We start from the raw sequence: 14,627 nt of genomic DNA on the forward strand, positions 1-14,627 counted from the left end.
CGCCGCGATGCTGAACCTTGCCGAATACCGCCAGCGGCCAGCGTTGCTGGCCGACTGGCTGCCCTGGGCCGGGCTGGTGGCACCGGGTGTCGTCTTGAACAAAGACGGTAGTTTCCAGCGCACAGCGCGGTTCCGTGGCCCGGACCTCGACAGTGCGACGCAGGGCGAGCTGACCGCCACGTCGGCGCGCTTGAACAATGCGCTGCGCCGTCTGGGTTCAGGCTGGGCACTGTTCATCGAGGCCGAGCGCCGCGCGGCCGCCGACTATCCGCACTCCGAGTTTCCCGAGCCGCTTTCGTGGATCGTGGACGAGGAACGCCGCGCAGCGTTCGAGGAATCGGGCAACCACTTCGAGAGTGGCTATCACCTGACGCTGGTGTACCTGCCGCCGGAAGAATCCCGCGCCCGCGCCGCAGGGATGCTGTACGAGAACCGGCCTACCGAAGGCGTGGACTGGCGCGAGCGCCTGACGGCCTTCGTGGCAGAGACGGATCGTGTTTTCGATCTGCTCGATGGTGTGATGCCGGAAATCGCCTGGCTGGACGATGCGCAGACACTGACCTACCTGCACGCCACCGTTTCGACGCGGCGCTATCGCGTCGGCGTGCCCGAGGTGCCGTTCCACATCGACGCGCTGCTGACCGATTCCGCGCTGGTCGGCGGCTTGGCACCCATGCTGGGCGACCAGCACTTGCGTGTCGTGTCGGTGCGAGGCTTCCCGACCTCGACCTGGCCGGGGATTCTGGACGACCTCAACCGCCTGGGCTTTGCATATCGCTGGAGCACGCGCTTTCTGTGCCTGGACAAAGCGGAGGCGGAAAAGGAACTCGCCCGCCTGCGCCGTCAGTGGTTTGCGAAAAGGAAGAACGTCATCGCACTGCTGCGCGAAACGATCTTCCAGCAGGAAAGCCCGCTGGTCGATACCGACGCCAACAACAAAGCGGCCGATGCGGACGCGGCCCTGCAGGAGCTGGGCAGCGATCAGGTCGCCTTCGGCTACCTCACCGCCACGGTGACGGTGCTCGATGCCGACCCGGCCGTGGCGGACGAGAAGTTGCGCATGGTGGAACGTGCCATCCAAGGGCGCGGCTTCGTCACGATCCCCGAAACCCTCAACGCCGTGGATGCGTGGCTGTCGTCCATTCCCGGCAATGCCTACGCCAACGTGCGCCAGCCCATCGTCTCGACGCTGAACCTGGCGCACATGATGCCGGTGTCCGCAGTGTGGGCTGGCCCGGAGAAGAACGACCACCTCGACGGCCCACCGATGATCGTCACACGGACCGATGGCGCCACGCCGTTCCGGCTGGTGACGCACATCGGCGACGTGGGCCACACGCTGGTCGCGGGGCCGACTGGCATGGGCAAGTCGGTCTTGCTCGCCACCCTGGCGATGCAGTTCCGCCGCTATCGCGGCTCGCGCATCTTTGCGTTTGACATGGGGCGCTCCATGCGGGCCACGATCCTGGGCCTGGGCGGTGAGCACTACGACCTGGGCACGGATGGAGACATCGCTTTCCAGCCGCTCGCACGCATCGACCGTGAGAGCTACCGCACCTGGGCCGCCGAATGGATCGAAGGCCGCCTACTGCATGAAGGCGTCGCAGTCGGCCCGGACGAGAAAGCATCCATTTGGTCGGCGCTGGGAAGCCTTGCCGGTGCGCCAGTGGAGCAGCGCACGATGACGGGACTGTCCGTGCTGCTGCAGTCGAATGCGCTGCGCCAGGCGCTGTCGCCGTATGTGCTCGGCGGCGCGCACGGCAAGCTGCTGGATGCGGATTCGGATCGCCTGGGTTCGGGGTCGGTGCAGTGCTTCGAAATGGAGGAGTTGATGCACAGCAAGGCCGCTGTCATGGCGGTGCTGCATTACCTCTTTGCGCGTTTCGATGAGCGCTTTGACGGTGCGCCCACGCTGCTGATCCTTGATGAAGCGTGGCTATTCCTCGACGACCCGGTGTTCGCCGCCCGTATCCGTCAGTGGCTCAAGACGCTACGCAAGAAGAACGTCAGCGTCATCTTCGCCACGCAGTCGCTCGCGGACATTAAGGATTCGAGCATTGCGCCCGCGATCATCGAAAGCTGCGCCAGTCGCATCTTCCTGCCCAACCCGCAGGCGACCGAGCCGCAGATTCGCACGATCTACGAGGGTTTTGGCCTGAACTCGCGCCAGATCGAGATCGTCGCCACCGCGCAGCCCAAGCGCGACTACTACTACCAATCCCGTCTCGGCAACCGCCTGTTCGACCTCAACCTGGGGCCGGCGACGCTCGCGTTTGCGGGCGCTTCCACGCCGCAGTACCAGCGTGACATCGACGGCGTCCTGCTGGATGCCGGCGTGCCCGGCTTCGCTGGCGCCTGGCTGCGCCATCGCAGCCTCGATTGGGCAGCCGACCTGCTGCCCTCGTTCCCCGGCCTCGCGCCGGGTTCCTTCTGCATCACTGACCACCCACTGGAGAACCGGCCATGAAGATCCGTGCGCTTTCCATTTCGCTCGCCGCCGCGCTGTCGGTATCGCTGCTGACCGTGCAGCCTGCAGCCGCCATCACGGTGTTCGACCCTGCCAACTTCGTGCAGAACACGCTGACCGCCGTTCGCACACTGGAAGAAATCAACAACCAGATTCGCCAGCTCCAGAACGAAGCTCAGATGCTGATGAACCAGGCTCGCAACCTCGCCAGCCTGCCGTCCAACGTGGTCGGCCAGTTGCGCGCCAATCTGGCGACGACCGAGCGGCTGATCGCCCAGGCTCGCGGCTTGGCCTACGACGTGACGAACCTCGATCAGGAATTCGCGCGCCTGTATCCCGAGCAGTACGCCGCCACCGTGAGCGGCGACCAGATGTACCGCGATACGCAAGCGCGGTGGAAGAACACGCTCAACGGCTTGCAGACCACCATGCGGATGCAGGCGCAGGTGTCGCAGAACTTGAGCGAAGACGAAGGCGTGTTGGCCGACCTCGTCGGCAAGAGCCAGTCGGCCCAAGGCTCACTGCAAGCTATGCAGGCCATGAACCAGTTGCTGGCCTTGCAAGCCAAGCAGTCGATCCAGTCGCAGCGGCTGCAGATCACGCAGGATCGGGCCGCCGCACTGGAGCTGGCGCGGCAGGCGGCGGCCACAGAGCGCGGGCGCGAGGTGACGCGCCGCTTCCTGGGCAGTGGCACGCCGTACACGCCGCAGTCTGTCGATTTCTACAACCACTGACGAGGTGCGGCCATGAAGTATGCACCTGTCCTGTTCGCTTTCGCGTCTTTGCTGTCCGGCTGCGACCGGCCGCTGTCGGTGGAGGCATTGGCTGCCGATCCGTCCCGGCTGCACACGCTGCGCGTGCAATGCCGCGCAGGCGAGCACGACGGCGGGTTCTGTGCGCAGGTGGCGCAGGCCGATCTGCGGCGCTTTCTCTCCGGCCAGGCCGGGCCTGGCGAGTACCAGACGCTTCCCGACCTGCCGCCCATCCCGCCCAGCTTCGATGAACCCACCGATGGCAGTGACACAACGGCCCTGTCTGGGCAGGAGGACTCGCCATGAACGACGTGACGGTGATTGACCGCTTCCTCGATACCTTCTCGCGTTATATCGACTCAGGCTTTGGCCTGCTGCACGGCGAGGTGGCGTTTCTGACTGCCACGCTGATCGTCATCGACATGACGATCGCCGGGCTGTTCTGGGCGATGGGCCATGCCACAGGTCAAGGCGAGGACGTGATCGCCAAGCTGATCCGCAAGGTGCTGTACGTCGGTGCCTTCGCCTACATCATCGGCAATTTCAACTGGCTTGCAGGCATCGTGTTCCGCTCGTTCGCGGGCCTGGGCCTCACGGCCAGCGGCTCGACCCTGAGCATGGAGAACTTCCTGCAGCCGGGTCGGCTGGCCAAGGTCGGGATCGACGCCGGGGCGCCGATCCTGCAGCAGATCAGCAACATGGCGGGCTTTCCCGAGGTGTTCGTGAACATCACGCCCATCGTCGTGATGTTCCTCGCCTGGCTGATCGTCGTCCTGAGTTTCTTCGTGCTGGCGATCCAGCTCTTCATCACGCTGATCGAGTTCAAGCTGACCACGCTGGCCGGGTTCGTGCTCGTGCCGTTCGCACTCTGGAACAAAACCGCGTTCCTGGCCGAGAAGGTGCTGGGCAACGTGGTGTCCTCTGGCATCAAGGTCCTGGTGCTGGCGGTGATCGTGGGCATCGGCTCGGGTTTGTTCGCCAAGTTTCAGGTGCATCCGGCCGAACCGTCCATCGACCATTCGGTCGTCCTCATGCTGGCCTCACTGACGCTGCTCGCACTGGGTATCTTCGGGCCGGGCATTGCGACCGGGCTGGTGTCGGGCGGCCCGCAGCTCGGCGCAGGCGCGATGGCCGGTGCTGCTCTGGGCGCGGCTGGCACTGCCGTCGCCATCGGCGCAGCGGCCACGGGTGTTGGTAGTGCGGTTGCCGCTGGCGCGCGCATGGCCCCGGCTACGGCCAGATTGGCCGGCAGTGGTGCGCGGGCCGCCGCTGGGACCGCGAGCAGCGCGAAATCAGCATTCCAAACTGGCTCCGCTTCTGCCGGCGGCGGCCTCAAAGGCGTTGCCGCCGGCGCGGGCCATGTCGCCAAGACCGGCGCGCAGGCCGCTGGGCAGAAGGTGGCGCAAGGTGCGCGCTCGATCCGAGACCGCGCTGCCGCAGCGTTCAGCGCCGACGCGACTGCATCCGCACCCACCGCAGGCGGCCGTGCCCCCAGCGGCGAAATGCCGCCAGCGTCACCACAGGAACAACCGGCCTGGGCCAAGCGCCTGCACCGACGCCAGCAGCTCACCCACGCCGCCACGACCGCCGCCCACACGCTGCGCGGTGGTGACGGCGGCAGCTCAAGCCAGGGACCGAGCTTGCGTGATTCCGATTCCTGATCTTCAAGGAGAACTCTCATGCGATTCAAACGACCGCAGGTGCGCTATGCCGACACACCGCAACCTACCACCCCGTATCAAGCCGCCGCCCAGGTCTGGGACGACCGCATCGGCTCGGCGCGCGTGCAGGCCAAGAATTGGAGGCTGATGGCCTTCGGCTGCCTGACGCTCGCGCTGCTGATGGCCGGCGGGCTGGTGTGGCGCTCGGCGCAATCCATCGTCACGCCCTATGTGGTGGAGGTGGACAACGCAGGTCAGGTCCGCGCCGTGGGCGAAGCCGCCACACCGTACCGGCCCAGCGACGCGCAGGTGGCCTATCACCTGGGCCGCTTCATCGGCCTGGTGCGCTCACTGTCCATCGACCCGATCGTGGTGCGGCAGAACTGGCTCGACGCCTACGACTACACCACCGACAAGGGCGCTGTGGTGCTCAACGACTATGCCCGCACCCATGACCCGTTCGCGCGCATCGGCAAGGAGTCGGTCACGGTGCAGATCACCAGCGTGACCCGCGCCAGCGACACGTCATTCAACGTGCGCTGGACGGAGCAGCGCTTCGTCAACGGCGCAGCCGCTGGCACCGAGCGCTGGAACGCCGTGATTTCCATCGTGCAGCAGACCCCACGCACCGAACAGCGCCTGCGCAAGAACCCTTTGGGCATCTACGTCAACGGGTTGTCGTGGAGTCGCGAACTGGATTCGTCTGAAGGAGCCAAGCCATGAATGATCTTTTCCGTAAATCCGCTTTGCCGTTGATCCTGCTTACCCTTGCGGGCTGCGCCACGCAGGGCAAGCCGCCGCCGTCCATCTCGCTCGATGAACCCGTGCAGGCCCAGCCGCTCCCGGAGCCGCCCGCACCGGTAGAAATAGTCAAAGTGCCCGAGCTGCTGGCGCTGCCGGCGCAGTTGAAGCCATTGCCCGAGGTGGAAGACGCCAAGGCCGTGCCCGAACCTGCCGACGAGAAGGTGCGCGTCTCGCGGGCCAATACGGAGGCCCGCGTCGCGCCCACGCGCGAGGGCTATGTCAATGCGATTCAGGTTTGGCCGTTCACCGATGGCGCGCTATATCAGGTCTATGCGGCCGTGGGCCGCGTGACCGTGATCGCGCTCCAGCCGGGCGAGGAGCTGGTAACGGTGGCCGCCGGCGACACGGTGCGCTGGATTGTGGGAGACACATCGAGCGGCAGCGGCGACGCGCTACGGGTCAATGTGATGGTGAAACCCATCCGCTCGGGGTTGAAGACGAATCTGGTCATCACGACCAGTCGGCGGACCTACCTGCTGGAGCTGACCTCGACCGAAAAAACATGGATGGCCTCGGTGTCCTGGGAGTACCCCAAGGACAGGATGCTGGCCCTGCAGCGCCAGGCGCAGGCTGCCAGTGCGGCTGCGCCGGTGGACTCCGGCTTGTCGCTCGAGAAGATTCGCTTCCGCTACGCAATCAGCGGCAGCAACCCACCGTGGAAACCGCTGCGCGCCTTCGATGACGGCGAGAAAGTCTATATCCAGTTCCCGCCGGGCATCGCGCAAGGTGAGCTGCCGCCGCTGTTCGTGATCGGTGTGCAGGGCGACGGGCAACTGGTGAACTACCGATTCCGCTCGCCGTACTACATCGTGGATCGCCTGTTCGGCGCGGCCGAACTGCGCCTGGGTGCCGACAAGGGCGACATGGTGCGGATCGAGCGCACGGATGGCGTGGCGCGGAGGAACTGACCATGAGCCAGGACAATATCCCCGACCCCACCGCGCCGCATGTGGGCAAGGTCGCACCCGAGGCGGTGGCGCTGCGCGCGCAGCCGCGCCCGGTCACTCGATTGAACCGGCGCACGCTGGCGATGCTGATGGGTGGCTTGTCGGTCGCCGTGCTGGGCGCGACGATCTGGTCGCTCCAGCCGCATAGGCGCAGCTCGAATGAGCAGACCGAGCTTTACAACGTCGATCGCGTCTCCAAGTCCGAAGGGCTGGACGCGCTGCCTGCCGACTACTCGAAGCCGCCACCGAAGGTGCCCGAGCTGGGGCCACCGCTTCCGGGCGATCTCGGCCCGGCCATCGTGGCCTCGCAGCAGCCGGTGATACCGGCCTATGCGCCGCCAGGCCATGACCCCGAGGATGCTTTGCGTAAGGAGGCGGACGCGGCGGCGGCTTCATCGGTGTTCTTCCGCTCGGGCCAGCCAGGAAAGGCCATAGCCCAAGTGGCTGCGGCTGCGCCCGGCAACGCCTTGGCGGGCTTCGACCCGCTGGCGGCTGGGCCGGCCTCAACGGCGGCCCAGCCCACCGACCCGACCGCCACGCAGAATCGGCAAGACCAGAAAGAAGCGTTCCTGAAAGGCGGTTCTACGGAAACCCGCAATTCCGGCAATCTGCAATTGCCTGCCTCGGCGTATCAGGTGATGGCCGGTACGGTGATCGCCGGTGCACTGGTGACGGGGATCAAGTCGGACTTGCCGGGCGACGTGATCGCCACGGTGACGGAGCCGGTCTATGACACGGCCACAGGCAAGTTCCTTTTGATCCCGCAGGGATCGCGCATCCTGGGCAAATACAACAGCCAGGTCAGCTATGGGCAGAGCCGGGTTCAAGTGGTGTGGAACCGCATCATCCTGCCGGACACATCCTCGCTGACGCTCGACAACCTGGTGGGCACCGATCCGGCCGGCTATTCCGGACTGGAAGACGGTGTGGACTACCACTGGAACCGCATCGTCGCCGGCGCGGTGCTGACGACGCTGCTGGGCGTGGGCGCCGAGCTGGCCGCGCCGGAGAACCGTCAGGACGGCAACCGCATCGTCATCGCCGGGCGCGACAGCGCCCAGGACAGCATTAACCAGGTCGGCCAGGAGATGACTCGGCGCAACATGAATATCCAGCCGACGTTGACCGAGCGACCGGGCCTGCCTGTTCGCATCATCGTCAATCGAGATCTGGTGCTGCGGCCGTACCAGCCACTGTTCTTCAACAAGGGAGCGATGCGATGAGCACGACCAAGAAACTGCGGCTGGGGCCGCTGCCGAAACTGGAGTCCACGAAGCTGACCTTTGCATGCCCGGCCAGCTTGAAAGCCGACCTCGACCGCTACGCCGCGCTGCATGCGCAGGCCTATGGCGAAGCGGTCGATGCGGTGACGCTGATTCCGCACATGCTGGAGGCGTTCATCGCGGGCGATCGGGGATTCAAGAAAGGAAATACGATCAGGGCCGCACCACCGAAGCAATCTTGACGAGCGAACACTTCTTTCGACGCCCACGACGAAAACGCAGCCCACGGGCTGCGTTTTCGCTTTGAGAGGTGGCTTGAGATACGCCGAGGCATATCATTACGATCCGCCTCTGCCCGCTACGCTGCCCCTGAGCTTGCTACCGCGAAGCGCCTATATGGCACCTAGATCGAAATCGGGCCAGCGCACGCAGCAGTCGAAATCTGGCCTAACCTGTTGTCTCATAAGACCTTTCGAGTAGCTGCATGCTCGCATTAGGGGCTTGACAGCGGACATTTTTTATGCCTGCTGGTCACTAACTTCCTGCCTTAAATCTGCCATAAGCCAATAACTCACTTTCCTGGGGTCGGTTATCACGCTGAATCTGATAAACATTTGAAAATTCAGCATCCTTAACAACATTAATGTTTTTTTCGTTTTCTGAAATGACAGGTGAACACATTCATGTAAAATCTATTTTCTGGTTTTTAGTGGATCTAAAATCTGAAAAGAAGAGACTATTTAGCCACGTATCTACTGCTCACATGAGGCTTCATTATGGATGATGATATAAAAATCATGATGTCCCCGGTTCAGCTCACTGCTGCTCTCTCGGATGAAACGGTTACTGAAGGTGAATCACTCAGTAACCGCTTATACAGTGGGTTGAATCTTGCATTAGGGACACTTGAATTAACCGGAGCAACCGCGCTGTGCATAGCGCCAGATCCATCCGGACTGACAAAAGCGGCATGCGTTGTCGTTGGCGTACATAGTCTGGATAGCATTCATGCTGCGGCTAATCAGGTACTGACAGGCAGAAATACGCGTACAGCAACTTTCCAGTTGGCCACAGCGACGGCTAAAAAGCTTGGCGCCGATAATAAGAGCGCAATGAATATAGGTTTAATGGTCGATATTTCTGTTCCGACGGCCTTTGCCTTTGCTGCCGGAGCGGCACGTGTCGCCTCTGTACGCTTCGGTAAGTTAAAGCTGGCTGAGCATGAAGCCGTTAAAGGTATTAAGGCTGGCGGACATACTATTGCTAAGCATGTAAATATTTCCGAAGCGGATTTGCTCGCGCGTCTTGCACGAAGTCCTAAAACGCCGCTTGCAAGTTCATTTGTTAATATTGAGCAGGCAGAGCGATTCATAAGCGCCGGTTTGAAAGCGAACCGCTGGAAGATCATCTATTGGGCTGCCGCCAAAAGCGAAAGCATACTGGAATTAAGCTGGCAGTCCCGAACCGTAGTCGGTTATGGTTTCAGGCAAGGCAGTACAACTCGTCTGGAAGCGTATGCTGTCAGGATTGTTTTGCACCGTAAAGTGTTTAACGGCAAACCCTATTATCTTCTGACTTCATATCCTTCTTTCTGAGGCTATCAATGAATAAAAGTTATAAAAATACTGGAACGCTTATTCGGGTTTTTTTTGGTCAGGATTATGATCTTTTTGGGGAAACGGTAGAAGAAGTACTGGACAGTTATTTAGAAACTGAGAACCCAAAAACAGCAGCAAAGGTCTGTCAGGAAGCAGAGTATTTACTGTCCTTAAATGATCAAGCACTTACAGAGGCGTTTGAATCCATCAGTCAGGGAGAGTTCTATCCTGAACCCTGGGGAGAAACAGTACGGACTTTTTTGGAAAAGATAAAAAGTCATTTAAGTGCCAGACTTTAACTTAAAGGATTAACGGGTCATACGGTTAATGACTGTGAGTGGAGTTTTGGCTTAGTGAATAGCAGATGAGGAGAGGGAGCGTAAGACGTGTCAGGACCAGGTTCGCTTTCACTGAAGAGTACCGATGTATGTGGTATGAATTTTAAATTTTATCTTATTAATCAATTTATTATTTGGAAAATTCATTCCTGATATCCAGATAAGCAGAACGCTGAAGATCAAAGATGAATAATGATTCAGAGAAACGCTGAATGAAAGATTGAAGAGGCGCTAACCTGCAAGGTGGGGTCTGCTGAAATCAGTGAATCAGAGGCAAAGAAAGGGGCGATCATATGGTCGCCCCTTTTAACTTTTACGGTTTACGCCGTCACGGACGATGCACTACCTGACCGGCGCGTCACCAGCTTGCGCAGGGCCACATAGAACACCGGCGTCAGGAACAGGCCGAACAGCGTCACGCCGAGCATGCCGGAGAAGACCGTAATACCCGTAACGCCGCGGACCTCTGCACCCGCGCCTTCACCCAGAATCAACGGTATTGTACCGGCGATAAAGGCGATGGAGGTCATCACAATCGGACGCAGACGCAGGCGACACGCTTCCAGCGCCGCTTCCACAATCCCTTTGCCCTGAATCTCCAGCTCCCGCGCAAACTCGACGATCAGAATCGCGTTCTTACAGGCCAGCCCCATCAGCACCACCAGTCCGACCTGCACGAAGACGTTGTTGTCACCGCCAGTCAGCCAGACGCCAAACAGCGCAGAGAGCATGGTCATCGGCACAATCAGGATCACCGCCAGCGGCAGCGTCCAGCTCTCATACAGCGCGGCCAGCACCAGGAACGCCAGCAACACGGCCATCGGGAAGACAATCAGCGCGGTATTGCCCTGCGTTGACTGCTGATAACTCAGATCGGTCCACTCGATGTTCATGCCGTTTGGCAATAGCTGACCGGACATCGCTTCGAGCTGACTCATCGCCTGCGCCGAGGAGAGTACGCGTGGGTCGGCATCACCAATCAAATCCGCCGCCGGATAGCCGTTATAGCGGATCACCGGGTCGGGACCGTAGGTGGTGGTAATGTTGACCATGCTGCCAATCGGCACCATCTCACCACGATCGTTTCGGGTTCGCAGGTTAGCGATATCTTCGATGCTGTCGCGGAAATCCCCGTCAGCCTGCGCCATCACCCGCCAGGTGCGGCCAAAGCGGTTAAAGTCATTCACATAAGACGAGCCAAGATAGGTCTGGAGCGTGCTGAACAGCGCGGTCAGCGATACTCCCTGCGCTTTGGCTTTATCCCGGTCTACCTTCACATCAAGCTGCGGAACGTTGGCCTGATAAGAGGAGATGGGGAAGTGCATCCCTGGCGTCTGCATGATGCTGCCCGACAGCGTATTAATCGCCGTCTGCAGTGCGCCATAACCCAGACCCGCGCGGTCCTGCACATAGAGCGAATAGCCCGAGCCCTGGCCCAGCCCCAGAATCGGCGGTGGCATAATCGAGAAGCCAAAGCCCTGCTGGATTTGAGCGATCTTCGCATTGATCTCAGTGTTGATCTCCGCCGCCGTATGTTTGCGCTCATTAAACGGCTTCAGACCGAAGAACACCGTGCCGCTGTTCGGCGTATTGGTGAACTGCAATGCATTCAGGCCAGGGAACGCGACCGCATAGGCGACGCCTTCGGTCTGCATACCGATTTCGCTCATCTTACGAATCACAGCATCCGTGCGCGCCAGAGAGGAACCTTCCGGCATCTTCACGCCACCAATCAGGTAGAGCTTATCCTGCGTCGGAATAAATCCACCCGGCACGGTGTGGAACATAAATCCGGCACCCGCCAGCAGCAGAATATAGACGCCAAACACGGCGCCACGGCGACGCAGCGTACGGCCCACCAGCGATTCATAACCATGGGCACTGCGCTGGAAGAAGCGGTTAAACGGCCGGAACAGCCAGCCAAACAGCGCATCAATGATCCGCGTCAGCCGGTCTTTCGGCGCGTGATGATCTTTCAGCAGCATCGCCGCCAGCGCAGGCGAGAGCGTCAGCGAGTTAATGGCAGAGATCACTGTAGAGATGGCGATGGTAGTGGCGAACTGCTTGTAGAACTGCCCGGTGACGCCAGAGAGAAACGCCATCGGCACAAACACCGCGCATAGCACCAGCGCAATGGCGATGATCGGCCCGGAGACCTCACGCATCGCCTGATGTGCAGCGGCGCGCGGCGACAGCCCCATCTCAATGTTACGTTCGACGTTCTCCACCACCACGATGGCGTCATCCACCACGATACCAATCGCCAGCACCAGCCCGAACAGGCTAAGCGTATTCAGCGAGAAGCCAAGCAGATAGAGCACGCTAAAGGTACCGACTATCGAAACCGGCACCGCCAGCAGGGGAATGATCGAGGCACGCCAGGTCTGGAGGAACAGAATCACCACCAGCACGACCAGAATGACCGCTTCCAGCAGGGTCTGCACCACGGCTTTAATCGAGTCGCGGACAAACACCGTCGGATCGTAAGGCGCGGCCCATTTCACGTCGTTGGGAAAGCGGGTCGCCAGCTCATCCATTTTGGCGCGAACCGCATTGGAGAGGTCGATGGCGTTGGCGCCAGGTGCCTGGAAGATGCCGATACCGACCGCATCTTTGTTATTCAGCTGCGAGCGCAGGGCATAGCTGCCCGAGCCCATCTCAATCCGCGCCACATCGCGCAGCCGCACCAGCGAACCATCTTCCGAGGTTTTCAGGATGATATCGCCAAACTGTTGCTCGCTCTCCAGTCGTCCCTGGGTGTTGATTGACAGCAGAAAATCGCTCTGTTTTTTCAGCGGCTCGGCACCCAGCTGACCGGCAGAGACCTGCACGTTCTGCTCCTGCATCGCCGTTACCACGTCAGAGGCGGTCAGACCACGCGCCGCCACTTTATTAGGATCAAGCCAGACGCGCATCGCATACTCGCCTGCGCCGAAAATCTGAATCTGACCGACACCCGGCAGCCGGGCGAGCTCATCTTTCACCTTGAGGGTGGCGTAGTTACGCAGGTAGAGCGAATCGTAGGTATTGTTCGGTGAGAACATGTGGACGACCAGCGTCAGGGTCGGCGACATCTTCTGGGTGGTGATCCCCAGCCGACGCACATCTTCCGGCAGACGGGCTTCCGCCTGCGCTACGCGGTTCTGCACCTGTACCTGCGCCTGATCAGGATCGGTGCCTGGACGGAAGGTGACGGTGGTCACCAGCACGCCGTCAGAACCGGCTACTGACTTCATGTACATCATGTTTTCGACGCCGTTGATTGCCTCTTCCAGCGGCGTCGCCACGGAATCCGCAATCACTTTCGGGTTAGCGCCTGGATACTCGGCGCGCACCTGTACGCTGGGTGGCACCACGTCGGGATATTCACTGACTGGCAGCAGCGGGATGGCAATCACCCCGGTCACAAAAATCAGGATCGACAGCACCGCAGCAAAAATGGGCCGGTCGATAAAAAAACGGGAAAAGTCCATAGCGGCCTCGGGTTATTGAGCGGCTGCCGCACGCATGGCGACCGGCTGAGCAGTGACCGGCATGCCGGGCATAAATACTTTTTGCAGACCGGCGATGATGACCTTGTCGCCGGATTGCAGACCCGATTTAACGATGCGCAAACCATCCACCATCGCGCCAGGCTGGATATCGCGCCGCTGCGCTTTACCTTCGCCATCCACCACGTAGACATATTTGCGATCCTGGTCGGTCAATACCGCTTTATCATCGATCAGCACCGCCTCGAACTGCGCGCTGCCGGGCAGACGCACGCGGGCAAACAGGCCAGGCGTAAACTGACGCTGTTGATTGTCGAGCAGGGCGCGCATACGAATGGTGCCGGTGCTGGCGGTCAGCTGGTTATCCAGAAAGTCAATTTTGCCCTGGTGCGGGAAACCCTGTTCGCCGACCAGCGCAATCTCAACCGGCAGCGCATGGCGCTGCTGGCCCTGACGCGCCATCGCCTGATAGTTAAGGAAGGTGTTCTCATCGACATCGAAATAGACATACATCTGCTGCTGCGACACCAGCGTGGTTAACACACTGGCGCTGTCGCCGGCGGTCACCAGGTTACCGGCGGTGATCATCGCCCGGCTGGCGCGGCCATCAATCGGCGCGGTAACGCGGGTGAAGTCGAGGTTCAGCTGCGCCATATCGACCGCGGCCTCTGCGGCCAGCACATCCGCCTGCGCCTGACTGGCGGCAGAACGACGCTGCTCCCACGCTTCGCGGGAAATCGCCTGCGTGCCGATCAGCTTCTCGCTGCGGCCCGATTCGCTGCGGGCCAGACTCGCCTGACTGCGCGCCCGGGCCAGTTCCGCTTTGGCCTGCTCCAGCGCCGCGCGGTAACTCCGGTCATCAATGGTAAACAGTACCTGACCTTTTCTGACCTCATCACCTTCACGATAGTTAACGGCATCAATGTAGCCAGAAACGCGCGGACGCAACTGCACGCTCTGCACCGCTTCAACCCGGCCATTGAAATTGTCCCATTGACTGACCGGTTTGATCAGCACGGGTGCGGCACTCACTTCAGGCGGCGGGGGAGCGGCGTTTTGCGCCACACCTTTATCGCAGCCGCTCAGTTGCGTGATGAGCAGTACCATCCCTAAGAGGGTTAAACCCTGACGAACCCGGTTCGTAATCATTGTTGTTATTCCGCGATAGATATAAACAGGCGGCCTGCAGGCCAATATTTGCAACTTTTAAGATTGCAATTAATCGCGGTGAGTGTAGGCTTGCGTGGCTGGCAACTGCAAGAATAACAGATACACTTTATGTGCGGTTTAGGGCAGGGCGATGAAAGCCTGAACAACTTAGCTAAAACCCCACAAATAGTGCGGCA

The 14,627-nt window shown here is 60.8% G+C and carries 12 protein-coding genes; 10 read left to right on the top strand and 2 right to left on the bottom strand.

Features of this window, described 5'->3' with window-relative positions; all coding sequences use genetic code 11:
* Window positions 1–7: 7 nt before the first annotated feature.
* From trbE to AC6I8B_RS09545, 10 genes are all read left to right on the top strand, one after another.
* The gene (trbE, locus tag AC6I8B_RS09500) at window positions 8–2,467 is read left to right on the top strand and encodes a conjugal transfer protein TrbE (RefSeq protein WP_497817719.1); all 2,460 of its coding nucleotides are present in this window, start codon (window positions 8–10) and stop codon (window positions 2,465–2,467) included.
* Complete coding sequence (gene trbJ, locus AC6I8B_RS09505; RefSeq protein WP_497817720.1) at window positions 2,464–3,201, top strand: P-type conjugative transfer protein TrbJ; 738 nt, start codon at window positions 2,464–2,466, stop codon at window positions 3,199–3,201. The genes trbE and trbJ overlap by 4 nt, the downstream gene beginning before the upstream one ends.
* A 12-nt stretch (window positions 3,202–3,213) precedes the next feature.
* A complete protein-coding gene (locus AC6I8B_RS09510; RefSeq protein ID WP_497817721.1) occupies window positions 3,214–3,525 on the top strand; it encodes a hypothetical protein in 312 nt (103 codons plus the stop codon).
* Entirely contained in the window at window positions 3,522–4,880 is a 1,359-nt protein-coding gene (trbL, locus tag AC6I8B_RS09515; RefSeq protein ID WP_497817722.1) for a P-type conjugative transfer protein TrbL, read from the top strand. The genes AC6I8B_RS09510 and trbL overlap by 4 nt, the downstream gene beginning before the upstream one ends.
* 18 nt (window positions 4,881–4,898) lie before the next feature.
* Complete coding sequence (gene trbF / locus AC6I8B_RS09520) at window positions 4,899–5,603, top strand: conjugal transfer protein TrbF (RefSeq protein ID WP_497817723.1); 705 nt, start codon at window positions 4,899–4,901, stop codon at window positions 5,601–5,603.
* The gene (gene trbG, locus AC6I8B_RS09525; RefSeq protein WP_497817724.1) at window positions 5,600–6,592 is read left to right on the top strand and encodes a P-type conjugative transfer protein TrbG; all 993 of its coding nucleotides are present in this window, start codon (window positions 5,600–5,602) and stop codon (window positions 6,590–6,592) included. The genes trbF and trbG overlap by 4 nt, the downstream gene beginning before the upstream one ends.
* A gap of 2 nt (window positions 6,593–6,594) precedes the next feature.
* The gene (locus tag AC6I8B_RS09530; protein WP_497817725.1) at window positions 6,595–7,854 is read left to right on the top strand and encodes a TraB/TrbI/VirB10 family type IV secretion system protein; all 1,260 of its coding nucleotides are present in this window, start codon (window positions 6,595–6,597) and stop codon (window positions 7,852–7,854) included.
* Window positions 7,851–8,096, top strand: coding sequence for a DUF2274 domain-containing protein (locus AC6I8B_RS09535; RefSeq protein WP_497817726.1), 246 nt, complete (start codon window positions 7,851–7,853; stop codon window positions 8,094–8,096). The genes AC6I8B_RS09530 and AC6I8B_RS09535 overlap by 4 nt, the downstream gene beginning before the upstream one ends.
* Window positions 8,097–8,630: 534 nt before the next feature.
* Window positions 8,631–9,449, top strand: a complete 819-nt coding sequence (locus AC6I8B_RS09540) for an RNase A-like domain-containing protein (RefSeq protein WP_497816260.1) — start codon at window positions 8,631–8,633, stop codon at window positions 9,447–9,449.
* An 8-nt stretch (window positions 9,450–9,457) separates the two neighbouring features.
* Window positions 9,458–9,751 (top strand): contact-dependent growth inhibition system immunity protein, encoded by a 294-nt coding sequence (locus AC6I8B_RS09545; protein ID WP_010670096.1) that lies wholly within the window; start codon window positions 9,458–9,460, stop codon window positions 9,749–9,751.
* Between the two features lie 359 nt (window positions 9,752–10,110).
* On the opposite strand, the gene oqxB is transcribed toward AC6I8B_RS09545, so the two are convergent.
* Both oqxB and AC6I8B_RS09555 read right to left on the bottom strand, forming a co-directional pair.
* Entirely contained in the window at window positions 10,111–13,263 is a 3,153-nt protein-coding gene (gene oqxB / locus AC6I8B_RS09550) for a multidrug efflux RND transporter permease subunit OqxB (RefSeq protein WP_497817727.1), read from the bottom strand.
* Window positions 13,264–13,275: 12 nt separating this feature from the next.
* A complete protein-coding gene (locus tag AC6I8B_RS09555; RefSeq protein WP_010245312.1) occupies window positions 13,276–14,430 on the bottom strand; it encodes an efflux RND transporter periplasmic adaptor subunit in 1,155 nt (384 codons plus the stop codon).
* Window positions 14,431–14,627 lie beyond the last annotated feature (197 nt).

The sequence above is a fragment of the Pantoea sp. X-Soil-ISGK-285 genome, assembly GCF_059730815.1.

Coding starts and splice junctions, on each gene's coding strand:
- trbE (WP_497817719.1), top strand. CDS start 8: ATGCTGAACCTTGCCGAATACCGCCAGCGGCCAGCGTTGCTGGCCGAC.
- trbJ (WP_497817720.1), top strand. CDS start 2,464: ATGAAGATCCGTGCGCTTTCCATTTCGCTCGCCGCCGCGCTGTCGGTA.
- AC6I8B_RS09510 (WP_497817721.1), top strand. CDS start 3,214: ATGAAGTATGCACCTGTCCTGTTCGCTTTCGCGTCTTTGCTGTCCGGC.
- trbL (WP_497817722.1), top strand. CDS start 3,522: ATGAACGACGTGACGGTGATTGACCGCTTCCTCGATACCTTCTCGCGT.
- trbF (WP_497817723.1), top strand. CDS start 4,899: ATGCGATTCAAACGACCGCAGGTGCGCTATGCCGACACACCGCAACCT.
- trbG (WP_497817724.1), top strand. CDS start 5,600: ATGAATGATCTTTTCCGTAAATCCGCTTTGCCGTTGATCCTGCTTACC.
- AC6I8B_RS09530 (WP_497817725.1), top strand. CDS start 6,595: ATGAGCCAGGACAATATCCCCGACCCCACCGCGCCGCATGTGGGCAAG.
- AC6I8B_RS09535 (WP_497817726.1), top strand. CDS start 7,851: ATGAGCACGACCAAGAAACTGCGGCTGGGGCCGCTGCCGAAACTGGAG.
- AC6I8B_RS09540 (WP_497816260.1), top strand. CDS start 8,631: ATGGATGATGATATAAAAATCATGATGTCCCCGGTTCAGCTCACTGCT.
- AC6I8B_RS09545 (WP_010670096.1), top strand. CDS start 9,458: ATGAATAAAAGTTATAAAAATACTGGAACGCTTATTCGGGTTTTTTTT.
- oqxB (WP_497817727.1), bottom strand. CDS start 13,263: ATGGACTTTTCCCGTTTTTTTATCGACCGGCCCATTTTTGCTGCGGTG.
- AC6I8B_RS09555 (WP_010245312.1), bottom strand. CDS start 14,430: ATGATTACGAACCGGGTTCGTCAGGGTTTAACCCTCTTAGGGATGGTA.